Origin of the sequence: Demequina aurantiaca, from assembly GCF_000975135.1 — a bacterium.
In the GTDB taxonomy this organism is placed as follows: Bacteria; Actinomycetota; Actinomycetes; order Actinomycetales; family Demequinaceae; genus Demequina; species Demequina aurantiaca.
Genome location: NZ_BBRF01000003.1, coordinates 66,968 through 91,331 on the forward strand (window position 1 = coordinate 66,968; position 24,364 = coordinate 91,331).

The window sequence follows — 24,364 nt, forward strand, 5'->3', positions numbered from 1 at the left end:
GGCGCGCGAAAGTGTGACTCCCAGACGAAACCTGGCAAGATAAAGCCAACGTCGAAGGGAAGTCAATGTTCTCCAAGGTCCTGGTTGCTAACCGTGCCGAAATTGCCGTGCGTGCATTCCGCGCAGCGGTCGAGTTGGGATCGAAGACGGTCGCCGTCTTCCCGCACGAGGACCGGATGTCCGAGCACCGTCTCAAGGCCGACGAGGCCTATCAAATTGGCGACGAGGGGCACCCCGTCAAGGCATACCTCGACGCCGACGAGATGGTGCGCGTCGCGAAGCTCGCCGGCGCGGACGCCATCTACCCCGGCTACGGCTTCCTCAGTGAGAACGTTGAGTTTGCGACCAAGTGCCGCGAGGCCGGGCTGACCTTTATTGGTCCGCCGCCCGAGGTGCTCGACAATGCGGGCGACAAGGTCGCGGCACTCAAGGCCGCGAAGTCTGCCGGAGTTCCCGTGCTGGACTCCTCGGAACCTTCGCAGGACAAGGACTTCCTGATCTCCGAGGCCGACAGGATTGGTTTTCCGATCTTCGTGAAGGCCGTCGCCGGCGGTGGTGGGCGCGGAATGCGTCGCGTCGAGAGTCGCGAGGAACTGCCGGAGCTGATGTCCGCCGCGATGCGTGAGGCAGACAACGCTTTCGGCGACCCCACGGTATTCCTAGAGCAGGCGGTCCTCGCTCCGCGGCACATTGAGGTGCAAATCCTCGCCGACAACGAGGGCAACGTCGTTCACCTATTCGAGCGCGACTGCTCGGTGCAGCGTCGACACCAGAAAGTCATCGAGATCGCTCCGGCCCCGAACCTGGCCCCGGAGATTCGCGATGCCCTCTGCCGCGACGCCGTGAAATTCGCGAAGTCCATCGGCTATATCAACGCCGGAACCGTCGAGTTCCTGGTGGACACCGAGGGTGAACGTGCCGGACAACACGTGTTCATCGAGATGAACCCGCGCATCCAGGTGGAGCACACGGTGACCGAGGAGGTCACCGACATCGACCTCGTGAGCGCCCAGATGCGGATTGCGTCGGGGGAGACCCTGGAGCAGATCGGCATTCGCCAGGATGACGTGCGGGTCAACGGCTACGCCGTACAGACGCGTATCACCACCGAGGATCCTTCCAATGGCTTCCAGCCCGACACGGGCCGAATCGTCGCCTACCGGTCGCCGGGCGGTGCGGGCATCCGCCTCGATGGCGCGACCGGCATGGCTGGCAACTCGATCTCGGGCCATTTCGACTCGATGCTCGTCAAGCTCACGTGCCGTGGCCGCGATTTCGACACTGCTGTGCGTCGCGCGTCACGTGCACTCGCCGAATTCCGTATCCGCGGCGTCACGAGCAACATCCGCTTCCTGCAGGCGGTGCTCGCAGACCCCGACTTCCAGGCCGGGGGAGTGCCGACGTCGTTTATCGACAAGCGCCCACACCTGCTCGAACTCGCCGAAAGTAAGGACCGCTCAACCAAGCTGCTGCAGTTCCTTGGCGACGTCACGGTCAACAAGCCCAATGGTGAGCACGCCGACGAGTTCGTTCGCCCCGCGGACAAACTGCCCTCCATCGACCTCGACGCTGAGCCGCCTACGGGTTCCCGTCAGCGTCTGTTGGAACTTGGTCCGGAGGGCTTCGGCAAGGCACTGCGCGACCAGAAGGCGCTAGCCGTCACCGAGACCACCATGCGCGACGCTCACCAGTCGCTGCTCGCCACCCGTGTGCGCACGTACGACCTGCTTGCCGCCGCCGGTCATGTCTCGCGCATGACTCCCGAGTTGCTGTCGATGGAGGCCTGGGGCGGTGCGACATACGACGTCGCCATGCGCTTTCTCTCTGAGGACCCGTGGCTGCGACTGGCGAACCTGCGCGAGGCTATGCCGAACATCGCCATCCAGATGCTTCTGCGCGGGCGCAACACCGTGGGCTACACGCCGTACCCCGACGAGGTCGCGCACGCATTCGTGCAGGAGGCAACTGAGACGGGCATCGACATCTTCCGCATCTTTGATGCGCTCAACGACGTCGAGCAGATGCGCCCTGCCATTGAGGCGGTCCGCGAGACCGGTCAGGCGGTCGCCGAGGCGACCCTTTGCTACACCGGCAATATGATCAGCCCGGACGAGGATCTCTATACTCTCGACTACTACCTCAAGTTAGCCGACTCACTTGTTGATGCTGGAGCACACATCCTCGCGCTCAAGGACATGGCGGGTCTACTGCGTCCCGCTGCGGCGTACACGTTGGTCTCCGCGCTACGCGAGCGTTTCGACGTTCCCGTTCACCTGCACACGCACGACAGCGCGGGCGGTCAGATCGGCACACTGCTCGCGGCGGCTGAGGCCGGGGTTGACGCGGTCGACGTAGCGAATGCGGCCATGGCCGGAACGACGTCTCAGCCGCCGATGAGTGCGTTGATCGCAGCGCTCGAGCACACCACTCGGGACACCGGCATCTCACTCAAGGCTGCCCAGGACATGGAGCCCTACTGGGAGTCCGTCCGCCACCTGTACGCGCCCTTCGAGTCCGGACTGCCGGGCCCCACAGGCCGCGTGTACATGCACGAGATTCCTGGCGGTCAGCTCTCCAACCTCCGCCAGCAGGCCATCTCTCTTGGCCTCGCCGACCGGTTCGAGCAGATCGAAGACATGTACTCGGCGGCGGACAAGATCCTCGGTCGCCTTGTGAAGGTCACCCCGTCCTCCAAGGTCGTCGGAGACCTGGCACTCCACCTGGTCGCGAACGACGCCGACCCCGTGGACTTCGCCGAGAACCCCGACAAGTACGACCTGCCCGACTCGGTGGTGGGCTTCCTGTCCGGCGAACTCGGCACTCCTCCCGGTGGGTGGCCCGAGCCCTTCCGCACTAAGGCGCTGCAGGGACGCACTTTCGAGCCCAAGTCGCCGGTTCTCACCGACGACGACAAGGACAAGCTTGCCCAGTCGGGTGAGGTACGCCGCCGCAGGCTCAACCACCTGCTGTTCCCCGGACCGGCCAAGGAGTTTGACGCCGCCATCGAGAAGTATGGCGACATCTCGGTCATCGACACCTTCCACTATCTGTACGGCATCAGCTCAGACAGCGAGGAGGAGGTCACCATCGACCTCGGCCCGGGTGTTCGAATGATCACATCTCTGGAGGCGTTGGGCGAGCCCGACGATCACGGCGAGCGCACCGCGATGTTCAACTACAACGGCTCGATTCGACCCGTACAGGTGCGCGACGAATTCGCTTCAGTTGACGTGGTGGCACGCGAGAAGGCCGATACCAACGTCGACGGATCGATCGGCTCGCCATTCTCCGGTGCCGTCACTGCCTCGGTCGAGGTGGGCTCCGAGGTTGCCGCTGGTGCCACGGTTGCCGTCATTGAGGCGATGAAGATGGAATCCTCCATCACCACGCCCATCGCGGGCAAGGTGGCGCGCATCGCCATTAGCGGCACCGAGACGCTGTCCGGCGGGGACCTCGTCGTGGTGGTCGAGTAGCGGGTCCTGACGCACCCCTCACCTTGAACCGAAAGCGCGCCTCCAGGTGGGAGGCGCGCTTTCGTCGTCCTACGCGTCGTCCCTGACCTGGCTATGGATGCGGTAGGGCCGGTGGCTCTGGCTCGCTTCGTCAATGTAGAGGTAAGCGTGCTCCCGCCCATCCGACTGACGCTGTCGCGGCCTCGGCCGCCAAAACGATCGCATCGTCGATGGATGAGCCCAACGCCAAAGCCGCCGCGAGGGCACCGACGAACGTGTCGCCAGCGCCGGTGGTGTCGACCACCGTGGGCGCCTGTGGCGCAGCGTGATAGCGGGCTCCCTCGCCGTCCGCTACCACCGAGCCTGCGCTGCCAAGGGTGACGACCACGGATCGCGAGCCGTACCGATTGAGCAGAGATCGTGCGAGCGCAAGGTGCTCGAGCGGAGGGTTCGCCTGGTCAAGGAGTTCAGCCGCCTCGTGTTCGTTCACCACGAGGGGGTCCGCCATGGCCATCGCAGAGGCGGAAAGTTCGACGACGGGACCGTTGTTGATCACCAGGCGCGCGCCCACACGTTCGGCATATCCGCTGAGATCGTTGATCGCCTCTGCGCCCACCTCAGTTTGTGCGACCACAAGCGTGGGTGGTGAGACGGATTCGAGCTTTGCCGTGGAAACCTGTGCGTTGGCGCCCGTGGCCACGACGATGGAGTTCTGACCTTCGTCGCTCACCGTGATGTAGGCCCGGCCGGTGGGAACACCGGGCACCCGCGCAATCATCGTGGTATCCACACCCGCAGCCCCAAGCGCGGCAAGAGCGGACTGACCTGCGGCATCGTCGCCAACAGCTCCCGCCATCTGGACGGTGACGGCAGCGCCATGGGCAGTCGCTGCGGCGCAAGCCTGATTGGCTCCTTTACCTCCCTGGAATGTATCCAGGGATGACGCAATCACGGTCTCGCCGGGGAGCGGGTGACGTGTCACACGGGCGACCTCGTCCTGGTTGATGCCACCGACGACGAGAATCTGCGGTACGACTGTCACGAGAGCATCCTCCTTCGGATGAGATGTCAGTTCTGCTGGTGATGAGGCATCTTGACAATGGAATCTGCCACCATGGCCGCACCGGTGGGGCAGTGGAGTCAGGTGCAATCCTCAAAAGCATGGCGCGACACATCCACGTGGATCTGCGCGTGACCCGCGTACTCGTGAGCTTCGTCGAGGTCATCCGAGGCGAGGGTGAGGGACGCCCAGCCGAACACTCGTTGCGGGTGACTCGCTAGGGCGGGCATCGTGTTCTTCGTGGGTGTCCACGCGTCAACCGCCGCCAATGCCTGAGCCCAACGACCCTGAGGATCCTCCCAGGAGCCACCCAGTACGTCGGCCTCGACGCAGGCGCTCACCGGGGGAGTCTGCGCGAGTCCGGGCTCACCAGCGAGTCCCGGGAGCAGACCCTCGTCCACCGCACCGTTGATCTTGCCGTCGCCATCGGCGTCACCGTAGTTGGGGCCATCCGTGCCAACCACCAGGTTGAGCGCAGTTTCGGCAGCCGCGCGCGCCTCAGCGATTGATCCTGCGTCGCGCCACACCGCCACGGCGGTCTCGATGTCGTCAATGCGTTCGATCGCCGCTTGATTGCCGACACCGGGGGAGTTACTCGCCGGGCTCACCTGGGGATCGACATTGGCAGGGCCGCACGCGCAAAGGAGCGCGATCAATGACAATGCTCCGGCCGATGCGATGACGAGGCGTTCCATGGAGTCCACCCTACGCGTCTGGTGGCTGGTTCCAGAGAGGCCACCTTCCGGGACGAAAGTCCCCGTGACCCGTGCGCGGGCGGCGAGACAATCAAGGGACAGAAAGAGGTGTCCTCATGAAGGTATTGGTAGCGGTAGGTTCCAAGTACGGTTCGACTCGCGAGATCGCGCAGGTGATCGGCGCGGAAATCCAGTCCACCGGTTTCGACGTTGACGTAGAAGACGCCTGCGACGTGCTCTCAGTAGACGCGTACGACGCCATCATCGTGGGTAGCGCGGTGTACGGCGGGCTCTGGCGCCGTGACGCGTCGGCACTGATCCGGCAGCACGCCGACGCTCTCAAGAGGCGGGATGTCTGGATGTTCTCTACCGGAATTCGAGAACTCAAGGAACCCGGCTACGCGACGGGGGAGTCGGAACAACTGGCTAGTCTCGTCGGTGCGCAGGAACACGAAACCTTCCCGGGTGCAATTGACTACGATCGGCTCAACGTTGGAGAACGTGCCGTCATGCACGCCATTAACCCGCCACTTGGTGATCACCGCGATTTCTCAGCGGCACGCGACTGGGCTCACGGCATCGGCGTGAAGCTGCTGTATTTGGCGCTGGCGTAGTAGCTTCCCACGGTCCCGCGATCCTGGTCATGTCCACGGGGCAGGAGCTGCGCTCGCACGTCCTCGACGAAATGACATAATGTCAATTATCGGCGTTACGCACGTCAGGCTCTCTGAGTGTCGCCTGAGGCGCCCGCGCCATCACCAAGCGCCCCCGACAACGCCCTGAGACCGCTCAGTAACATCGTGCGGTCCTGCTCGGACAAAGGCTCGAGCATCGTGCGTTCGTTCTCGATGTGCGCGACGTGCGCTGCGTCAAAGACCTGTCGGCCCGCATCGGTCAGTTTCACGTGCACTACACGCTTGTCGTCCTCGTCACGGCGACGCGTGACAAAGCCGCGTTGCTCAAGCTTGGTGATGCGGTGCGTGGTCGTACCCGAGGTGATCATCATGGATCGATCCAGGGCTCCAGGAGTGAGCTCGTATGGAGCGCCTGAACGCACGAGCGTCGCCATGACGTCGAACTCCCATGACTGAAGGTCGTACTCGGCAAAGACGGCATCCAGACGCACCTGCAACAACGCGGCAAGCCTGGACACCCGTCCAATGATCGCCATTGGACTCACGTCGAGATCCGGGCGTTCTAGTGCCCACTGGGCCAGATACCCGTCGACCGCATCCGGTGCGACAGACACCAGATCCCTATTCCTCGTCACTACTCTCACCCCGATCTGCCTGCACACCCGAATATCTCTTGACATCAAGATAACATCGACGTAGCCTAGCCGCAATAGTTATCTTGACATCAAGAGATTGGCACATCATGGCATCGAACCGCAGCTTGCTCGCCACCACGGCGATCGCGCCTGCCCTGTGGGGCACGACCTACTTGGTCACCACCGAGTTCCTGCCGCCGGATCGTCCCTTCCTCGCGGGCACGCTCAGAGCACTGCCGGCCGGGCTTATTTTGCTCGCCTTCACCCGCACGCTCCCCCGCAACGACTGGTGGTGGAAGGCGCTCGTGCTTGGCACCCTCAACATCGGCGCCTTCTTCGCCTTCCTGTTCATCTCTGCCTACCGGCTCCCCGGGGGCGTCTCCGCGACGCTCGGGGCCGTGAATCCCATTATTGCCACACTGCTGGCCATGGTCATCCTTCACGAGGCCGTGCGCCGCAATGCCATCATTGCTGCGCTGTTGGGAATTGCCGGGGTGGGAATGCTGGTGCTCTCCCCCGCCGCGCAGCTCGACACCATAGGAGTCATCGCCGGACTCCTTGGCGGCACGTCGACCGCACTGGGCGTGGTGCTCACCAAGCGCTGGGGCCGTCCGGTGCCGCTCCTCACGTTTACCGCCTGGCAACTCGTGGCGGGTGGATTGGTGCTCCTCATTCCCACCCTCGCCTTCGAGGGCCTGCCGGATGCCCTCAGCGTCGGGAATCTCGCGGGCTACGTATGGCTCGCCATCGCGGGCGCGGTCGTCTCGTACCTGCTGTGGTTCCGTGGAATTCTGGCGCTACCGGCCTCGAAGGTCGTCATTCTCACCTTCTTCGCGCCCCTGGTGGCGACGATGCTGGGCGTGGTCGTGCTACACGAGTCACTGTCGCCCGTGCAGTGGGCGGGTGCGGGCGTGATTCTGTTCTCCGTGTGGCTCGGCAGCCGCAAAGGAAATGTCACTACCTCGGATGACTACCCGCAGGAGCCACCGGTGGCGGGAGCGTCACCGGACCGACCGTCGGCCACACCTGTCGCGAAGCCAACCCCAACTGAGGCCAGGGTGGGCAGCGCCACAGGCTGAGGACTCTGAGCTGTGCCGCCACAGCACGATTCCGCGACACCGTCTCCCGGAGTCTCGCCCATGTCCGTGTTGCACACGCCCGTCGCTGGCAGATTGAGCTGAACCAGGTCTGCACTCGCCCGGTCACCGGCCAACGCCGCAGCAATCGAACGCACCTGCTCGTATCCTGTAGCGAGCAAGAACGTCGGCGCGCGCCCGTACGACTTCATGCCGGCCAGGTAGAAACCGTCGTCCGGGTGGCGCAAGAGCGCCTCTCCGTGGGGCGATACCGTGCCACACGAGTGGAGATTCGGGTCGATAAGGGACGCGAGACCAGTGGGCGACTCCACCACGGCATCCAGGTCGAGCCGTACTTCCCGCAGCATGTCGAGGTCGGGACGGAACCCGGTCGCATTGACGATCACATCCACCTCAAGGTCGAGGTCGCCGGCGCGCGTCGAGCCCACCACCCGCACCGAGTGCGAACCCGCCACGAGCTGCTCGATCGACACGTGCTTGATGAGAGCGACATCCCCGGCATCGGCGGCCGCTTGGAGACGGGTGCCGAGTAGCCCGCGGGCGGGCAGTTCATCGTCCGCTCCCCCGCCGGTCAGTCGCCGGGTCGATCCGCCTCGAATGGCCCACGTGACCGAGGTGCCCTCCTCTGACTCGCCGAGTTCGAGGAGTTGTAGGAGCGTATTGGCGGCCGAATGTCCCATCCCCACCACGAGTGTGCGCTTGCCGGCAAAGCGGGTGCGATCACGGCCGAGGACATCGGGAAGGGGACCTGCGACAAACGCGGCGGCGTCGCTTTCGCCGTGCGCCGGCATGCCGCTTGCCCCGAGAGGGTTGGAGGTCGTGAATGTGCCTGAGCAGTCGATGACGGCCCGCGCACGAATGTCCTCGACTCGCCCATCAGTGTTCAGCGTCCGAACACGATAGCCGCGCCGCTCGCGTCCCAGGGAACGAGTCTTGTCAGCGCCATCTCGAGCGACCGCCAGTACCCGCCCTCCAGTGCGCAACCGCGACGAGATCTGGGCCGTCGCGGCCAGCGGCGCAACGTAGTCGCGCACCAGCTCAGCTCCTGTCGGTAGTGCATCGTCGGCGGGCGCCGTCCATCCGGTCGCGCTCAGCAGGCGGCTGGCAGCGGCGTCGATGTTGTACTGCCATGGGGAGAACATCCGCACATGCCCCCACTGGCTGACCGCGGAGCCTGCAGACTCCCCCGCCTCCAGCACTAGGGGTTCGAGGTCCCGCTCGAGAAGGTGGGAGGCTGCCGCCAGTCCGATCGGTCCTGCACCGATAACGACTACTGGCAATTCTTCGCGCTCATTCGCCTGCATGTGATCCCCTATATTGACAGTCATCAATGCTGCGTTTCACCCCACCATATAACGTCTTGCAGCTGCCAGGTTCCACCAGACAGGACGCGGCGGGTTGATCACTCGTTCGCACACTGGCCCCACGCACCGCTACAGTGGCAGAAGCAGGGGTCATGCAGCTTTTGACGTGGCCAGTAGGTCCTCCGGGCGCCTTTGCGGCGCAACTTGACCCAGCATCGGCCGATGCTTTGGTCCCGACCATCGAATCAGGGAACAAAGCACGCTCCGCGCACGTTCCCGTAACGAGTGGGCACACCCCAGCCCACACTCTTGGAGGCTGACATGGCTGATCGCGCACTTCGCGGCATGCGACTGGGAACCCAGTCGATGGAAACCGCAGCAAACGCCGAACTCGCGGCTCGCACCGAACACAAGTACGACTGCCCGAACGGCCACATCGTCACGATGCCGTTCTCCGTTGAGGCAGACGTCCCGCTGTCGTGGGAGTGCCACTGCGGCGCCCTCGCACTTCTACGTGACGGCGCTCAGCCCGAGGACAAGGACGTGAAGACAGCACGCACCCACTGGGACATGCTGCTCGAACGTCGCACCATCCCCGAGCTTGAAGAACTTCTCGAGGAGCGTCTGGAGCTCCTCCGCGCTGGCCGCAGGGGCTAGTACCCGAACGGAACCGGACCTCTCGGCAGCGAGCAGAGTCTGGACAGCGCAGTCCACAATAGCGGCGCCTCACTACCCCCCTGGTGAGGCGCCGTTTTTGCGCCCAAACACTCCCGTGACCTGCTCCCAACGCCGCTGCGCACCCCACTGGGTGACCTTAACGAGCGCCTCGCGAATGATGTCGCCGCTCATCTTTGAGGTGCCGAACTCTCGCTCCACAAACTCGATGGGTACCTCACGGACCGTGCCGCCGCTACGAATGACGCGCCAGCACATGTCGACTTGAAAGCAATAGCCCTGCGACTCGACCGACGCCAGGTCCAGGGCGCGCAGGGCATCCGCCGTGTAGGCGCGGTAGCCAGCTGTCGCGTCCTTGACGCCGATGCCTAGGGCAAGTCCCACGTAGGTGTTGGCTCCCGTCGAGAGCCACTTGCGTCGCGTGGGCCAATTCACCACCGAGCCGCCAGGTACCCAGCGCGAACCAATCACCAGGCTGTAGTCACCGGCGTGCTCCAGCAGGCTGGGCAATTGCTTGGCCTGGTGAGAACCGTCCGCGTCCATCTCGACCAGCACGTCGTAGTCCCTCTCAAGACCCCATGCGAATCCCGCCAAGTAGGCCGCGCCCAGGCCCTGCTTGGAAGCGCGGTGGAGCACGAACACGTGGTCGTCGTCCTCGGCGCGCTGGTCCGCCCACTCGCCCGTGCCATCCGGGGAGCCATCGTCCACTACCAGGATGTCTACCTCGGGTGACGCCTTGCGCACGCCATCAATCTGGATGGGTAATGACTCGCGCTCATTGAACGTGGGAATGATCACCACGGTCTTGGCTACCACTCGTACCTCTTGGCGAGCCGTCCTCGCACCGCGAACAGCAGGATGAACCACGGGACGATGAGGAAGCCCCAGTGTATGACCGGCCCAAAACGAACCGCGGGGGTGATCTCAGTACGCAGTGCGACATCCGCATACATCTGCTCGGCCGTGAACAGTCCGGTCTCCTGGAGCACGCGGCCCCGCGGATCGATCACTGCACTCACTCCTACTGTCGAGTCTTGAATGGTGACGCGCCCCGTCTCGATCGCGCGCAGGCGGGCCATCGCCAACTGCTGGGTGCTCTCAGCGGTGAACCCAAAGGACGCGTTGTTGGTCTGAACGATGAGCAGTTCGGCGCCGTCCGCCACCGCATCGCGCACGATTTGGTCATAGGCCACCTCGAAACAAATCACGGTGCCGATGCGTACTTCCTCATTCCGACTGGCGATCGGCACATCCATCGTGGCTACACCGACCCCGGGGATCACGTCCTGTGTGACGCGGTCGACCTCAGCGGAGAAAATGCGCGCGATGTCACGGATCGGGATGTACTCCGCAAATGGTGCTGGACGCTGCTTGCTGTAGGTATCGAGCACGTCGCCGTTGGTGCTCCACAGCACCGAGGTGTTGTACCGCCCCTCGACGGGTGTGTAGTCGACGGTACCGAACAGCAGCGGCGCGTTGGCGATCTGGGCGGCCTGCGTGACGTCGGCGGCGCTCTCGGCATCCCCACGCGGGTCGACGTCGACGGCATTCTCGGGCCACACCAAGAGGTCAATGGGTCCCGGATCCGATGCCACAAGAGCCTCGGTACCGGCGAGATGGTTCTGCGTCACTAGCCGTGCTTGGCTGAAGCTATCGAGGCCGTTGTTCGGGACGTCACCTTGGATGATTCCCAACGCAATCGTCCCGTTCTGTGGCTGGATATTGATGGGGAGTTGGATGCCTCCAAAGAGCGCCGCGACCGCGACAAAGAGCGCGATGGCGGCCGGAAGTGCGCGGCGCAGGATCAGGAACTCGATGACGAGCGCGATCAGCACGCCGATCAGGACTGCAATGAAACTGGCGAGGGGCACGCCGCCCAGCCACGCGAACCGAGCCGTGGGCGAGTCAGCGAGGGCATGGGCGATGCGGCCCCAGGGGAAGCCGCCAAACGGCAACATCGACCGAAGTTGTTCCACCGCGACCCACAGTGCTGCGAACGCGGGGGCCATCGCCCACTGTCGCTCGTCGAACATCCCCGACCGGCGCACGTGCGCCCAGGCCATGCCGAACAGCGCGAAGGCCAGAGCTTCGGCAATAGTCAGCGCGATCCACGGGATGGGTCCTACCGCCACGAAGGCCCACCACAGCAACGGCGCCAAGAAGACGATGCCGAACGCCCATCCCAGCAGGAATCCGCCCCAGGCAGTTGCTCCGCGCAACGCGAACCACAACACGGCGATGGAGACAAACGCGAGGGGCCAGATGCCAAAGTCCGGAAATGCCAGGGTCATCAAAATGCCGGCAACAACCGCGGCGATGAGGTTCCTGAACTTAGACACCACGCAAGCCTAAACGAGGGCATGGTGGGCTTATGACCGGCACGACAGCCGAGACCAAACCGAGACAGCGACCAGCGACGCTAGTACGCGACCACTCCCCTGCGCATCCCATCGATCGCGGTTCGCGCACGGCCCTGAACTACCTCGTTGGGCGCCACTTGTGCCACCTGATCGAGAATGTCGATCACCTGCTTGCACCACCGCACCATATCCCCCGGGGCCGTATCGGTCCCCTTGAGCGCGGCCGCCAGGCTCTTTCCCTGCGCCCACGCGTGGATGGCGCCCACAATTCCCCAGTGAGGCGCGTTCAGTTCGGGCAGGTGGTGGCCACCCTGGAGGTCGTCGACCCGCGACCACACGCGCACAGTCTCATTGAGCGCTGTGCCCAGCACACCATGCGGTCCACCCGGAATCGTGGGGGTGCGGTTTTCGTCCTCGCGCCGTCCGTTGTAGAGCAACGTGGACACTGCCGCCGCGAGGGCGGGTGGGGTGAGGTCGTTCCACACTCCTAGGCGCAGGCACTCGGACATGACGAGATCGTTTTCCGAGTAGAGGGTACGCATCATGAACCCTGCCTCGGTCACGGAGATCTCTGTCCCGGTGCCTTCGACGTAGCCAAGATCACCCAGGACGGCGAGGCGGCGATCAAAGATGCGGGCGATTGAGCCGGTTGCGCGAGAGATCTCGTTCGCAATCTTGTCCTTGTCGCGCAGCGTGCGGAAGTAGCGCTCGGCCCACCGGGCATGCGACTCACGGTCGGGACAGTGATGACAGGGGTGTGCGCGCATCTTGCGGCGCAATGCCTCGGTTTCGCGCTCCAGCCCGCCCGCGTCAGCGATCCCTTGACGCTTTGCCTTCTTGTGGGCATTGAGATCAAACGTGGGCTTGGCGTTGACAACTACCTGAGCGAGTTCGCTTCGGCTGCGCGCGTTTCGCGAGTCGAACTTCTTAGGCACCGGAACCACACCGGCAATGTCGAGACCATGGTGAAGCTCGGACAGTGCAAGACGGAAAATTCGGCCCTGGTCGGTGACGACCGTGGGGCGGGGGGCCGAGGCATCGGCGTCAGGGATAACCACCACGGCAAGTCCCGCGCGGCGACCCCCGCCAATCTTGACCACATCGCCGCGACGCAGAGCCGACAGCGTGTCCGCCGTGGCCTCCCGCATCGCCGCCTTGACCTGCTTGGCGCTGCCCTTCTGGGCGCGCGCAATCTTTTCGCGCAGTGCCGCATACTCCATGAAATTGCCCTTGGAGCACGTGACGGCGTCCTTGTAGCCGGCCAGCGTGGCGTCGAGATCCTTGGCGCGTCGCGCCTTGCCCACCACGCCCTGATCGGCCTGGTACTGCGCGAAAGACATCTCCAGCACCTCACGCGAGCGTTCCACTCCCAAGGAAGACAGCAGATTGATGGTCATGTTGTAGGACGGCTGGAACGAACTGATCAGCGGATACGTGCGCCGCGAGGCCAAGCGACCCAACTGGGCGGCGTCAAAGCCGGGGTGCTCGACCACCACCGCGTGTCCTTCCACGTCGATGCCGCGGCGACCGGCTCGACCCGTGAGCTGGGTGTACTCCCCCGCCGTGAGATCCTTGTGGCCCTTGCCGTCCCACTTCACGAGCTTCTCGAGCACCACGGACCGTGCGGGCATGTTGATGCCCAACGCCAGGGTCTCCGTTGCGTACACGACCTTGATCAGGCCGGCCCCGAAGAGTTCCTCCACCACCTCTTTGAAGAGCGGAATCATGCCCGCATGGTGCGCGGCTATACCCGCCTCCAGATGGTCGCGCCAATGATCGAACTGCAGTGCGCCCAGGTCCTCGGTGGGGATGCCCGCACACCGCTCGTCAATGATGTCCGCGATACGGCGGCGCTGGTGCTCGTCTGTCAGCACGAGGCCCGAGCGACGCACCTGATCCACCGCGTCCTCGCATCCCGCGCGAGAGAACACAAAGACGATCGCAGGCAGCAGCGCCTGTTGGTCGAGTACGTCGACCACGGCGAACCGCGGTGGGCTACGGCGACCACGAGGCTTGGAGTCGCCGCCGCCCGGTCGGTGCCCTCCGGACCGGTGCTGATTGCGTCCGTGCCGGCCTTGGTTGAAGCTGCTGCGGCTGTCGCGGGTACGGTCGCGGCGGGTGATCGCCTCGATCTCTGGGTTCAGCGCGGGCGTGGGTCCCGGATTCTGCGGGTCGACTCCCGGGGAGTACAGGTCAAAGATCCCTTCACGCATCATCACGTGGGGCCACAGCGGCACGGGGCGCCGCTCTGACACGATGACGCGGGTGTCGCCGCGCACCTCGTGAAGCCAGGCCCCAAACTCCTCGGCATTGGACACGGTGGCGGAGAGCGCGACGATCGATGTGCGCTCATTGAGGTGGATGATGACTTCTTCCCACACCGAGCCGCGGAAGCGGTCTGCCAAGTAGTGAACCTCGTCCAGCACCACCACGCCCAGGCGATCGAGGGTTCGGGAACCGGCATAGATCATGTTGCGCAGCACCTCCGTGGTCATCACCACGATGTCCGCCTCGGAGTTGATCGACGTGTCTCCGGTCAGCAGCCCCACGTTCTCCGCTCCGTAGACCGCGCGCAGATCCTGGAACTTCTGATTGCTGAGCGCCTTGATGGGCGTGGTGTAGAACGCCTTCTCCCCCTGGTCGAACGCGTGTCGCAGCGCATACTCGCCCACGATGGTCTTGCCGGCTCCGGTGGGAGCCGCCACCAGCACGGAGTGACCGTCCGCGACGACCTCGCACGCCTCGCGCTGAAAGTCGTCAAGCGGGAACTTCAGTGACTGAATGAAGAGTTCGAGGTCACCGCGCTTGGTGCGCGCCTTGGCAGCGGCGTACCTCTCCGCGGGTGATGGTTCGCTGGCGTGTGAGGAGCCGCCGTCCGCTGGAGGTGTCATGCCACTCAGGCTACTTGGCTAGCGTGGCGCCCAGAACGCGCAACGCCCTGGGCGCCACGGTGACGGTCATGGGTGCTCGGCCCACCTGCTCGCCGTCGGCAAAGGCGGGCGGTAGTGCGGCTCCGTCGCCACCCTCAGCGTCCCCCAAGGGAGTGATCTCGATGGTGGAGGCCGGGATGACTCGGATCCGCTCGTCTGCCAGGTGTGAACCGTCGTACAACTTGGGAAAGAGCTTCAGAATGGAGCGTCGGCTCAGCGGCTCCGCTATCACGAGTTCCAGCTTGCCGTCGTTGAGCACCGAGTCCGGTGACACCTTGAGGCCGCCGCCGAACACGGTGCCATTGGCGACCGCGATGAGAGTGCAACGCTGGGTCCACTCCGTGCCGTCGACCTTGATCCGTACGCCGTACGGCTTGAAGCGCGGTAGTTCACGCAGTGTCGCTACCTTGTATTTGAGCGGTCCGCGCGGATACGTGAGATTTGACCCATAGGCCGCGATTGCGGCGTCTATTCCTGCGGACAGTACCGCAATGAAGTACCGCGGTTTGGAGGGGTGGTCGACGGTAGCGCCGGTGATCACGCCCAGGTCTATGCGCGCAATGTGCCCCGAGAGTCCCTCGTCGATTCGCCGCACTGACGCCTCGATGTCATGGATGGGAAGTCCCAGGCTCTGCGCAGCATCGTTTCCCGAACCGGCCGCGACAATGCCGAGAGGTAGCGTGCGGCCGCCGCAGACCTGAATGCCGAGGTGAACCATGCCGTCTCCACCCACCACCACCAGGGCGTCGAGACCCCGCCGATGCTCCATGGCCGCCTCGTACGATGCCGCCCAACTTCCCCGGGACAGATCACGGATCTGATGCCCGTGAGCCGACAGGGCGGTCAGCGCCTCCGAGCCCCACCGGGCACCGCGCCCTGATCCCGCGGTGGGGTTGGTGATGACGCCGATGCGGCTCATGCGTCGGACGTGTGCCCGGAGCTGGCCTTCTCTGCGCTGGCGACCTTGGCCCGCCTGGAGCGCTCGCGCAACGCGCCCACTCCGATGGCGCCAAAGTAGAGACCGCACATGGGCAGGGCCATGATGATCATGGTCACAGCATCGGGCGTGGGTGTCATGACGGCCGCGAAGACAAAGATGCCCATCACTGCCCAGCGCCAACCCTTCAGCCACGTGCGCGAGCTGACCGTGCCGGCCCAGGTGAGCGCGACCATAATGACGGGGAACACGAACGCAAAGCCAAACGCCAGCACCAAGCGCATGGCGAAGGTCATGAACATCTGAGCGTTGAGCAGGTTCGCGGTGTTCTCGGGACGGAAGTCGGTAAGGATCTGCACCGCGTGCGGGAAAACCCACCAGGCCAGGGCCACACCGCCCAGGAATAACGGAACAGCGGCGCCGAGGAACGCTCCGGTGTAGCCGCGCTCCTTGCGGTTCAGGCCGGGCGACACGAACGCCCACAGCTGGTAGAGCCACCAGGGCGAGCTTGCCACCACCCCGATCACAACCGAGACCTTAATCTGCATGTCCAGCGCCGTTGCTAGGCCCTCAAAGTTGATGGAGACCAGGCCATTGCCCTCCTCGGCGGCGGCGAGTACCGGTGCCTGGAGAGCCTCGAACACGGGCGTGTAGAAGAACCAACCGGCCACGGTAAAGACGGCTACGCCAATGGCGACCAGGATGATGCGCTTGCGAAACTCCGCGAGGTGCTCCCGCAGCGGCATCCGCGCGTCGGGGTTTTGCTTCCGGCGCGCAGGCTTACTTGCCACGCGCCTCGGTGTCGCCGTTGTGCGACGTCGAGTTCGGGTGGACCTCAGTAGTCGAGGTATTTGCCGCGTCGTTGGTGGTCTGCGCGCTCGTCGGAGGCGTCGTCGACGATGCGGAGTTGGTGGTGTTCTGGTTCGCCTGCGACGCGCCCGAGGGCTCGTCGTCCTCATTGGTGAGCGACTTCGCCTCGTCCTTGAGGATGTGCAGGGACTTACCGATGGACCGCGCCAGTTCCGGAAGCTTGGGCGCCCCAAACAACAGCAGAACGACTACGAGCAGGACAACGATGTGCCAGCCCTTCAATGCACCCATGATGAACTCCCTTTAATGTCGTTGAGACAGTCTAACCGGCGACGGTGGCCAGGACAGCATCCGCGTGTTGCGCGAGTGCCGCCCTCACCGACTCGGGCTCAACCGTGCGCAAGTACGGCGCGATGGCCAGCAGCCGGTCAGCCACCCAGTCGACATCGACGACGTCAAAGGTCGCTCGCACGTCGTCGCCCACATCTTCAATCTGAACACCGGGCAGGTCCTCGAGCACCCAGCGCGATCCCCTGGCGGCCACCACCGTCGCCTCGAACTGCGAGACCAACGTGAAGCCGCTAGCGTCCGCGGGCGGAGCCACGACCTCCTCGTCACGGACTTCCACGCCCACGATGCGGCCGATGCGCAGCGTCCGATAATCCTGAGCCCGGCGGCAGAAACACTCCACGTAGGCGACTCCATCGATCGCCACCAGGCGGTGAGGCTCGATGGTTCGCGCGGTGCGGTGGTCTGCGGCATCGACGTACTCGACGTCGACCACGCGCCCACGTGTCACAGCATCCTGGAGCGACCCGGTGATCTCGTGGTCGACGTCCGCAACGGGCTGCACGACCACTGGATCGTCCGCGCCCAGCATCTCGCCAATTTTGTCCCGAGCGCTGGTGGCAACCGCCGGGGCGGCGCCAGACGCGATCATGCTAGCCAGTGCTCCCACCAGGGCGACGCCCTCGCGTGTGCTGAGCCTGACCTGGGTGACGCCCTGACTGTCGATGATGGCCGCGACGTCCTGGTCGTACAGGTAGCTGTCGAAGTCGATGAGGTCGCCACCCGCATAGCCGGGTAGGCCCGAGGCCCACAGCGCGTTGATGTCCTTGCGGATGGTCTCCACGCTGACATCGAACTTTGCCGCGAGGTCGGCAAACGGCGCTTCACCCTCGTCCTGGACGTACGTCATGATTCCCAGCAGTCGTGTTAACCGCGGTAGCGCCTTCTCAGCCACGGGCCACCTCCAGCGCTTTGCGTGCGTAGTCGACGACCGAGGCCGCCAGCGCCTCAGGCATGATCACCTTTGCCGCGCCGCGCAGGGAGAGGACCTCGTCGCGCAACAGGTCGAGGTGCTCGTAGTGCACCTTAAAGAGCTCCCACTGACCGGGCGCGTGTTCGTTGGCCAGCTCCGTCGCGGTCACACCGATGGAGGCGGACTCGACTGCGATCTCCCGAGCGGCAGCGGTGTCAAGCGCCGTGCCCCTCGCCCGGAGTGCGTACCCGGATTCGGGTCGCAGGGCGATAATGGCGTCCCCACCGACGGCGTCGCTGAAGATGGAGTCGGGAACAACCTCGGGGCGTTCGAAGGCCCCCGGCTCGCCCACCACCTTGATCTGTCCGTGGACGCGGCTCACGCGATACGTGCGGGTCTCGTTCTTGTCGATGTCAAGGCCCACGAGGTACTCCGTGCCGCCCCGCACCAGTAGACGCCACGGCTGGACGTTGCGAATCGCGCTGCCTGAGGTTACCGAGGTGTAGTGGAAGCGGACGCACTGCCGCTCGTGGATCGCGTCGACGAAGGCAGACGTCGCGTCGCGTGACGACGTGGACAGCGCAGCCCACGGCATCGGCTCGGTGACCTGATGTGGCGTATGAGAGGCGAGCTTGGTCAAACCCAAACGTGCGTCGTCCCCGAGCGTGGCACCCTGCCAGTACTCGGCGGCCAATGCGAGCACGGCGATCTCAGCAGCGGTGAGGTCGAGAGCGGGCATTGCCGCATCCGCCGCAACGATCTTGTAGCCGATGTCCGCTCCGTCGAGCGGGTCCGTCACCGTGCTCAGCGGCACCCCGAGCTCACGGAGGGCCTTCTTGTCACGCTCGAACATGCGCTCGAACGCATCGTCCGAGCTCTTAGCCTCTGCAGCACTGGCGCCGTGAGGACGCGGTGAATAGCCCGCCACGGTGTTCCTGATCTCGTCACGAGTCATGCGGCGAGGCGCATTCGTGAGGGCGATGATCAGGTTCAGGAGGCGTTCCGCCGCGTCCGCCTGGGCCACGACTAGACCCGCACCGCGAGGAGTTCGGTGGCAAGAATTGCACGAGCGCCGGCCGCATACAGCTGATCCATGATCTGGTTCATCTCCACGCGGGGAACCATGACGCGCACCGCGTGCCAGTCCTTGCCGTGCAGGGGCGTGACGGTCGGCCCCTCAGCGCCGGGCGAGACGGCGATCGCGGCATCCAGCTTCTCGTTAGGCACGTCGTAGTCCACCAGGATGAACTGGCGAGCCATCAGCACTCCGCGTAGACGGCCGGTAAGTACCGCGATGTCGTCCTCGGTCGCATCGGCGCCTCGAATCAAGATGGCCTCGGACTTGAGCAACGGCTCACCAAAGATTTCCAGGCCGGCGGCGCGCAACGTAGTGCCCGTGGAGACCACATCGGCCACCACATCAGCAACCCCCAGGCGGACGGAGGACTCGACGGCGCCGTCCAGGCGGACCACCTTGGCCTCGACACCAAAGGACTTGAGGTGATTCTTGACCAAGTGCGGGTACGACGTCGCGACCCGCTTGCCCTGAATCTGCTCGATGTCGGTGATCTCACCGGCGGGCGCCGCGTAGCGGAACGTCGAGCCACCAAATCCGAGTTCAAGAGTCTCGACGGCCTTGGCGGCGCTGTCGAGCAGCAGGTCACGGCCAGTAATACCAGCGTGAACGGTGCCGGCGCCCACATAGACGGCGACGTCACGCGGGCGCAGGAAGAAGAACTCGACCTCATTGCGGTGGTCAACCAACACGAGCTCGCGGGGGTCGCGACGCTGCTTGTAGCCGGCCTCCTTGAGAAGCTGACAGGCCGGGTCGGACAGTGACCCCTTATTGGGGACGGCGATGCGAAGCACGGATCTCCTTATGGATGCGGAAAGTTAAAGGTAGCGGCCCACGTCTTCGAGCGTGAGTCCGCGCGCGATCATCATGACCTGCGCGTGATAGAGCAACTGCGAGATCTCTTCGGCACATTCCGCGTCAGTCTCGTATTCGGCGGCCATCCAGGCCTCCGCGGCCTCTTCGACCAGCTTCTTGCCGATGGCATGCACCCCGCCGTCGAGAAGCGTCACGGTGCCGGAGCCCTCGGGACGTTCCACGGACTTGGCGGTGAGTTCAGCGAAGAGTTCGTCAAAGGTTTTCACAACGACAGCCTAGGGCAGGCGGCGGCGCGTGCGCGAACAACCAGCCGTCAGAGTCGCCTTCTCTCCGCGCCAAGCGACGTCCGCACCCTCAATCGGGTACCCGAAACGCGATGTGTGCTTAAGCTGCCTCAGCTGTCACGAAGAATGCGAGCCGTCGACAGCGCCGCCTCGACGGCCTCGGCTCCCTTATCCTCGTCGGACTCAGGCAAGCCGGCCCTGGACAGCGCCTGCTCGTCGTTGTCGACGGTCAGAATGCCGAAGCCCACGGGGGTCATGTGCGTGCGTGCCACATCGTTGAGCCCCAGCGTCACCGCCTGGCAGACGTACTCAAAGTGAGGGGTCGATCCGCGCACGACGACGCCGAGCGCGGCAATCGCGTCCACTCCCTCACGCGCGATCTTTTCGGCGACGACGGTGAGTTCGAACGCGCCCGCCACGCGCGTGAGGCGATACGTGGCGCCGGCCTTCTCGGCGGCCCGGATCGCGCCCGCGACCAGTCCATCCATGACCGCCGTGTGCCACTGCGACGCGACGATCTCGATGTGCAGACCTTGTCCGTCCACCGCGATGGTGGGTGCTCCCTCGCCGCTCATGATGGTTCTCCTTGACGTGTATTGAGTAGGATCGCGCCTCAAAAAGCGCTTAAGAGTTGTCGCCCAGCAGGTGTCCCATGCGAGCCACCTTGGTGCTGCGGTAAAACGCATTCTCGGGCGTCGCCCCCACGTGATGTGGCACGCGCTCAGCGACCTCGATGCCCGAGGCGCGCATTCCCTCGACCTTGGCCGGGTTGTTCGTCAGCAGGCGAATGCTCGTCAGCCCCAGGTCCGCAAGAATCGCGGCAGCCGCCCCGTATTCACGCCGATCCACGGGCAATCCCAGGTCGGTATTGGCGTCCACGGTGTCTCGGCCCTCATCTTGGAGCGCGTACGCCTGGATTTTTGCCAAGATCCCGATGCCGCGGCCTTCGTGCCCTCGCAGGTACACGACCGCGCCTCCCTCGTTGACGATGCGCTCGATCGCGTGGTCCAACTGAGGGCCGCAGTCGCAGCGCAGAGAGCCGAAGGCGTCTCCCGTCAGGCACTCTGAATGCACCCGCACCAATGGCGTGATGCCGTCACGGTTGGGCGCGATTAAGGCGACGTGCTCGTCACCCGTGCGTGCGTCGCGGTAGCCACGGATAGCAACGCGCCCGTGCACGGTCGGCAGCGAGGACTCGCCCTCAAAGACCACGCGATGGGGGGCCGGCTCAATGGCGAGCGGCTCGTCGCCCTTGGCCTTGCGATACGCGATCAGGTCGGCGATGGTCATCAGCACCAGCCCCTCGCGATTAGCGACCTCGGACGCGTCACCCAACCGCATCATCGTGCCGTCGTCGTTGACCATCTCGGCGATGACGCCCACGGGTTCCAGTCCCGCGAGACGGCACAGGTCCACGGCGGCCTCCGTGTGGCCGGGACGATGCAGCACTCCCCCGGCTACTGCGCGCAGCGGCAGCACGTGGCCGGGCCGGATGACAGATTCGGGTGTCGCGTCGGGCTCGGCGAGCACCTGCAGCGTGCGCAGGCGATCGGCCGCGGAGATACCCGTGGTGACGCCGCTCGCGGCGTCGACGGACACCGTGTAGGCCGTGCGTCGCGGATCCTGGCTGCTCGGAACCATGAGGGGAAGATTGAGGGCGTCGGCCTTGGGCCCCGGCATCGGCGCGCAGAGGTAGCCGCTTGAGTGGCGGATGCCCCACGCGACCCACTCCACCGTGGTGGTCTGAGCGGCCATGATGAAGTCGGCTTCGTTTTCGCGGTGTCGCGAGTCCGCCACCAGCACAGGCCGGCCCTGGCGGAGCTGCTCCAGAGCGGTCTCGACGAGCGCTATCGGGTCCTCGGTCTCGCAGTCCGGATCGCTCTCCATCGCGAGCAAGTCCTCGGCATCGGAGTTGACGTGCGGGGTGTCATTCATGAGCGGGCGCCGATCATGGATTCCACGTACTTGGCGATGACATCCACCTCGACGTTCACGACCATTCCTACCTCGGCGTCACCAAACGTGGTGTCAGCAAGCGTCGTGGGGATGAGCGACACCGTGGCACGATTTCCCTCGAGCGCTGCCACCGTGAGCGAGACTCCGTTGAGCGCGATGGAACCCTTGGAAACCACATAGCGCAGAATCGACTCGGGAATCTCAAACGTGAGGTCGTCCCAGTCTGGCTGCGAGTCGCGTGCCACGAGGGTGGCAGTCGCGTCAACGTGACCCTGCATGAGGTGTCCACCAAGGCGCCCGTCGACGCGCATCGCACGCTCGATGTTGACTCGCTGGCCCACCTTGATGTCGCCGAGCGACGTGGTTTCGCGCGTAATACGCATCACGTCGCCGATCCACTCGTCTGCGGTGTGCTTGGCGACGGTCAGGCAGACGCCGTCCACGGCGATCGACTCACCGTGCTGGAGGTCGCCGTCCAAGCCCGGCGAGCTGACGGAAATCTGCGACTGGTCGCCAAGTTCGGTCACGGCTGTGATGGTGCCGACTGACTCGACAATCCCGGTAAACATCAGATTCCTTTCGCCACGTGTGCGATGACAAGCGTATCCGCGCCCAACTGGCGCGTTGACACGTCCTGCCCCCTCAACGCCCCATGCATCGTCGAGATTCCCAAGTCGCCCACGGCCGACGTGCCCGCCCCGAGTATCGCTGGCGCAATGTACGCGTGAATCTCGTCCACCAATCCGGCCGACAGGAACGCGGTGGTGATCGCCGCCCCGCCTTCGATCAGCGCCACCCGCGCCTCGCGATCATGCAGCTCGGCCAGGACCTCGGCGGGGTCATGCGTGCCCATCGCCACCGCGTTGTCGTCGCGCCATACCTTTCTGCCCGAGGTGTCGCGCAACCCCATCACTACGCGCAACGGTTGATGTCCTACCTCTGACCCATCCACACGTGCCGACAGCGACGGGTTGTCGGTGAGGACCGTTCCGGTTCCAACCACAATCGCGTCGACCTCCGCGCGAACCGAATGCGCGTGCTCGCGAGCCTCGTCCCCCGTGATCCACACGCTCGTGCCGTCCACGGCCGCCGTTCGTCCGTCCAGGGTCGCGGCCCATTTGGCGATCACATACGGGCGGCCGATGCCGATGCTGGCCAACCATCGCGCGTTCAGTTCAGCGGCACCCGCGTGGGGGGCAAAGACCGCGTCGATGCCCCGGTCGCGGAGGACCTGTCCGCCACCCGCGGCCTCGGGGTTCGGGTCCTCGACCGCGTAGCGCACCGTGGAGATACCTGCATTGGTGAGAGCGTCGGTGCACGGTCCCGTGCGGCCGGTGTGCGAACACGGCTCTAGCGTCACGTAGGCGGTCGCGCCGGAGACATCGTTGCCGCGCGTCTCGGCATCGGACAAGGCGGCAGGTTCGGCGTGCGGGGTGCCGGCGCCCTGATGCCAGCCCTCCCCCAAGACGAGGCCCGATGCATCGGTGATGACGCAGCCGACCCGCGGGTTGGGCCCGTGGGCCGGACCGCGGGCGGCAAGTTCCACCGCCCGGTCGAGTGCCTGGGAGGGACCAAGGGTCGCGTGCCGCGTGGGGTCGGTCCCCGGTTGCTCAATGATGGTGCGCTCCGGAGCCGCCGTTCGTGGGTGCACCATGAATGGTCTCGGGCCCTTGAGCGACCTCACGCAGGGAAGCGATCGCGGCGGCGCGGTCGTCGGAACCGTAGACGGCAGAGCCAGCCACCAACACGTCCGCGCCCGCGGACGTCACGCTGTGAGCAGTCGCGGGAGCAATGCCGCCGTCCACCTGGATCCAAGGTGCGATGGCGAGTGAGCCGTCCGCTACGCCGCGGTCGACGGCCGCACGGATTGCCTCAATCTTGGGAAGCATCTCGGGCATGAAGGCTTGGCCGCCGAAGCCGGGCTCCACCGTCATGACCAGCACCATGTCGAACTCCTTGAGATCGTCGAGGATCTCGGAGGCATCGGTGCCGGGCTTGAGGGCGACAGAGGCCCGCACCCCTAGGGCGCGGAGGTCCCGCGCGATCGCCACTGGATTCTTCGCCGCCTCGTAGTGAAAGGTCACGGATGCGGCGCCGGCCTCGGCATAGCGGGCTGCCCAGTGGTCCGGATTCTCGATCATCAGGTGCGTGTCCACCGGCAATGAGGACACCTGCGCGATGCGCTCCACGATGGGCAGGCCCAGAGTGAGGTTTGGCACAAAGTGGGCGTCCATCACGTCGACGTGCAGGAGGTCGGCGGTTGACACCGCCGCAATGTCGCGTTCGAGGTTCGCAAAGTCTGCGGACAGGATGCTGGGAGCAATCTGGATAGCCATGCTTCGAGCCTACTGCCTGTCGCGTTCGTCGCCTGAGGGCGCCTGC

Annotated in this window: 23 protein-coding genes; 4 read left to right on the forward strand and 19 right to left on the reverse strand. The window is 64.9% G+C overall.

Annotated features, from left to right (window positions below; genetic code table 11):
• Positions 1–65 precede the first annotated feature (65 nt).
• A complete protein-coding gene (locus AOP73_RS10675; RefSeq protein WP_061965825.1) occupies positions 66–3,473 on the forward strand; it encodes a pyruvate carboxylase in 3,408 nt (1,135 codons plus the stop codon).
• 130 nt (positions 3,474–3,603) lie between these two features.
• Here AOP73_RS10675 and AOP73_RS10680 read toward each other — a convergent pair whose 3' ends face one another.
• Positions 3,604–4,494, reverse strand: coding sequence for a PfkB family carbohydrate kinase (locus AOP73_RS10680; RefSeq protein ID WP_061965827.1), 891 nt, complete (start codon positions 4,492–4,494; stop codon positions 3,604–3,606).
• Positions 4,495–4,592: 98 nt separating this feature from the next.
• Positions 4,593–5,207 (reverse strand): hypothetical protein, encoded by a 615-nt coding sequence (locus tag AOP73_RS10685; RefSeq protein WP_152650653.1) that lies wholly within the window; start codon positions 5,205–5,207, stop codon positions 4,593–4,595.
• A gap of 116 nt (positions 5,208–5,323) precedes the next feature.
• Between AOP73_RS10685 and AOP73_RS10690 the strand changes: the two genes are divergently transcribed.
• Positions 5,324–5,821 carry a flavodoxin domain-containing protein gene (locus AOP73_RS10690; protein ID WP_061965831.1) on the forward strand — a complete coding sequence of 166 codons (498 nt, stop codon included), beginning with the start codon at positions 5,324–5,326 and terminating at the stop codon, positions 5,819–5,821.
• Between the two features lie 104 nt (positions 5,822–5,925).
• On the opposite strand, the gene AOP73_RS10695 is transcribed toward AOP73_RS10690, so the two are convergent.
• Positions 5,926–6,456, reverse strand: a complete 531-nt coding sequence (locus AOP73_RS10695) for a MarR family winged helix-turn-helix transcriptional regulator (RefSeq protein ID WP_061965833.1) — start codon at positions 6,454–6,456, stop codon at positions 5,926–5,928.
• 128 nt (positions 6,457–6,584) lie between these two features.
• Here AOP73_RS10695 and AOP73_RS10700 point away from each other — a divergent pair, with 128 nt between their 5' ends.
• Positions 6,585–7,556 carry an EamA family transporter gene (locus AOP73_RS10700; protein ID WP_061965835.1) on the forward strand — a complete coding sequence of 324 codons (972 nt, stop codon included), beginning with the start codon at positions 6,585–6,587 and terminating at the stop codon, positions 7,554–7,556.
• On the opposite strand, the gene AOP73_RS11810 is transcribed toward AOP73_RS10700, so the two are convergent.
• Positions 7,448–8,902, reverse strand: a complete 1,455-nt coding sequence (locus tag AOP73_RS11810; RefSeq protein WP_236683587.1) for an FAD-dependent oxidoreductase — start codon at positions 8,900–8,902, stop codon at positions 7,448–7,450. The genes AOP73_RS10700 and AOP73_RS11810 overlap by 109 nt on opposite strands.
• 297 nt (positions 8,903–9,199) lie before the next feature.
• Between AOP73_RS11810 and AOP73_RS10710 the strand changes: the two genes are divergently transcribed.
• A complete protein-coding gene (locus tag AOP73_RS10710; RefSeq protein ID WP_061965839.1) occupies positions 9,200–9,535 on the forward strand; it encodes an RNA polymerase-binding protein RbpA in 336 nt (111 codons plus the stop codon).
• Between the two features lie 72 nt (positions 9,536–9,607).
• Here the strand turns inward: AOP73_RS10710 and AOP73_RS10715 are convergent, their stop codons facing one another.
• The 15 genes from AOP73_RS10715 to rpe all read right to left on the reverse strand — a co-directional run bounded on the left by AOP73_RS10715 (position 9,608) and on the right by rpe (position 24,318).
• On the reverse strand, positions 9,608–10,369 hold the full coding sequence (locus AOP73_RS10715; protein WP_061965841.1) for a polyprenol monophosphomannose synthase: 762 nt from the start codon (positions 10,367–10,369) through the stop codon (positions 9,608–9,610).
• The gene (gene lnt, locus AOP73_RS10720) at positions 10,363–11,892 is read right to left on the reverse strand and encodes an apolipoprotein N-acyltransferase (RefSeq protein ID WP_152650654.1); all 1,530 of its coding nucleotides are present in this window, start codon (positions 11,890–11,892) and stop codon (positions 10,363–10,365) included. Before lnt ends, AOP73_RS10715 begins: the two co-directional genes overlap by 7 nt.
• A gap of 80 nt (positions 11,893–11,972) precedes the next feature.
• Complete coding sequence (locus AOP73_RS10725) at positions 11,973–14,804, reverse strand: DEAD/DEAH box helicase (protein WP_061965846.1); 2,832 nt, start codon at positions 14,802–14,804, stop codon at positions 11,973–11,975.
• A gap of 10 nt (positions 14,805–14,814) precedes the next feature.
• On the reverse strand, positions 14,815–15,762 hold the full coding sequence (locus AOP73_RS10730; protein WP_061965848.1) for a diacylglycerol/lipid kinase family protein: 948 nt from the start codon (positions 15,760–15,762) through the stop codon (positions 14,815–14,817).
• Positions 15,759–16,571, reverse strand: coding sequence for a twin-arginine translocase subunit TatC (gene tatC / locus AOP73_RS10735; protein WP_236683588.1), 813 nt, complete (start codon positions 16,569–16,571; stop codon positions 15,759–15,761). Before tatC ends, AOP73_RS10730 begins: the two co-directional genes overlap by 4 nt.
• On the reverse strand, positions 16,561–16,881 hold the full coding sequence (gene tatA, locus AOP73_RS10740) for a Sec-independent protein translocase subunit TatA (RefSeq protein ID WP_084626829.1): 321 nt from the start codon (positions 16,879–16,881) through the stop codon (positions 16,561–16,563). The genes tatC and tatA overlap by 11 nt, the downstream gene beginning before the upstream one ends.
• Positions 16,882–16,912: 31 nt before the next feature.
• A complete protein-coding gene (locus tag AOP73_RS10745; RefSeq protein WP_152650655.1) occupies positions 16,913–17,833 on the reverse strand; it encodes a helix-turn-helix transcriptional regulator in 921 nt (306 codons plus the stop codon).
• Positions 17,826–18,875: a helix-turn-helix transcriptional regulator gene (locus AOP73_RS10750; protein WP_061965854.1), complete on the reverse strand. Its 1,050-nt coding sequence runs from the start codon at positions 18,873–18,875 to the stop codon at positions 17,826–17,828. The genes AOP73_RS10745 and AOP73_RS10750 overlap by 8 nt, the downstream gene beginning before the upstream one ends.
• A 2-nt stretch (positions 18,876–18,877) precedes the next feature.
• Positions 18,878–19,720 (reverse strand): ATP phosphoribosyltransferase, encoded by an 843-nt coding sequence (gene hisG / locus AOP73_RS10755; protein WP_061965855.1) that lies wholly within the window; start codon positions 19,718–19,720, stop codon positions 18,878–18,880.
• 24 nt (positions 19,721–19,744) lie between these two features.
• Complete coding sequence (locus AOP73_RS10760) at positions 19,745–20,008, reverse strand: phosphoribosyl-ATP diphosphatase (protein ID WP_061965857.1); 264 nt, start codon at positions 20,006–20,008, stop codon at positions 19,745–19,747.
• 128 nt (positions 20,009–20,136) lie between these two features.
• Positions 20,137–20,601 (reverse strand): 6,7-dimethyl-8-ribityllumazine synthase, encoded by a 465-nt coding sequence (gene ribH / locus AOP73_RS10765; RefSeq protein ID WP_061965859.1) that lies wholly within the window; start codon positions 20,599–20,601, stop codon positions 20,137–20,139.
• A 49-nt stretch (positions 20,602–20,650) separates the two neighbouring features.
• Entirely contained in the window at positions 20,651–21,913 is a 1,263-nt protein-coding gene (gene ribA, locus AOP73_RS10770; protein WP_084626854.1) for a GTP cyclohydrolase II, read from the reverse strand.
• A gap of 44 nt (positions 21,914–21,957) precedes the next feature.
• Entirely contained in the window at positions 21,958–22,551 is a 594-nt protein-coding gene (locus tag AOP73_RS10775) for a riboflavin synthase (RefSeq protein ID WP_061965862.1), read from the reverse strand.
• Positions 22,551–23,636 carry a bifunctional diaminohydroxyphosphoribosylaminopyrimidine deaminase/5-amino-6-(5-phosphoribosylamino)uracil reductase RibD gene (gene ribD, locus AOP73_RS10780; protein WP_084626830.1) on the reverse strand — a complete coding sequence of 362 codons (1,086 nt, stop codon included), beginning with the start codon at positions 23,634–23,636 and terminating at the stop codon, positions 22,551–22,553. The genes AOP73_RS10775 and ribD overlap by 1 nt, the downstream gene beginning before the upstream one ends.
• Entirely contained in the window at positions 23,593–24,318 is a 726-nt protein-coding gene (gene rpe / locus AOP73_RS10785; protein WP_061965864.1) for a ribulose-phosphate 3-epimerase, read from the reverse strand. The genes ribD and rpe overlap by 44 nt, the downstream gene beginning before the upstream one ends.
• Between the last annotated feature and the right edge of the window lie 46 nt (positions 24,319–24,364).

What these genes read in the sequence shown, in the direction of transcription:
- AOP73_RS10675 (WP_061965825.1), top strand. Translation starts at nt 66, where the DNA reads ATGTTCTCCAAGGTCCTGGTTGCTAACCGTGCCGAAATTGCCGTGCGT.
- AOP73_RS10685 (WP_152650653.1), bottom strand. Translation starts at nt 5,207, where the DNA reads ATGGAACGCCTCGTCATCGCATCGGCCGGAGCATTGTCATTGATCGCG.
- AOP73_RS10690 (WP_061965831.1), top strand. Translation starts at nt 5,324, where the DNA reads ATGAAGGTATTGGTAGCGGTAGGTTCCAAGTACGGTTCGACTCGCGAG.
- AOP73_RS10700 (WP_061965835.1), top strand. Translation starts at nt 6,585, where the DNA reads ATGGCATCGAACCGCAGCTTGCTCGCCACCACGGCGATCGCGCCTGCC.
- AOP73_RS11810 (WP_236683587.1), bottom strand. Translation starts at nt 8,902, where the DNA reads ATGACTGTCAATATAGGGGATCACATGCAGGCGAATGAGCGCGAAGAA.
- AOP73_RS10710 (WP_061965839.1), top strand. Translation starts at nt 9,200, where the DNA reads ATGGCTGATCGCGCACTTCGCGGCATGCGACTGGGAACCCAGTCGATG.
- AOP73_RS10725 (WP_061965846.1), bottom strand. Translation starts at nt 14,804, where the DNA reads ATGACACCTCCAGCGGACGGCGGCTCCTCACACGCCAGCGAACCATCA.
- AOP73_RS10730 (WP_061965848.1), bottom strand. Translation starts at nt 15,762, where the DNA reads ATGAGCCGCATCGGCGTCATCACCAACCCCACCGCGGGATCAGGGCGC.
- tatA (WP_084626829.1), bottom strand. Translation starts at nt 16,881, where the DNA reads ATGGGTGCATTGAAGGGCTGGCACATCGTTGTCCTGCTCGTAGTCGTT.
- ribH (WP_061965859.1), bottom strand. Translation starts at nt 20,601, where the DNA reads ATGAGCGGCGAGGGAGCACCCACCATCGCGGTGGACGGACAAGGTCTG.
- ribA (WP_084626854.1), bottom strand. Translation starts at nt 21,913, where the DNA reads ATGGAGAGCGATCCGGACTGCGAGACCGAGGACCCGATAGCGCTCGTC.
- AOP73_RS10775 (WP_061965862.1), bottom strand. Translation starts at nt 22,551, where the DNA reads ATGTTTACCGGGATTGTCGAGTCAGTCGGCACCATCACAGCCGTGACC.
- ribD (WP_084626830.1), bottom strand. Translation starts at nt 23,636, where the DNA reads ATGGTGCACCCACGAACGGCGGCTCCGGAGCGCACCATCATTGAGCAA.
- rpe (WP_061965864.1), bottom strand. Translation starts at nt 24,318, where the DNA reads ATGGCTATCCAGATTGCTCCCAGCATCCTGTCCGCAGACTTTGCGAAC.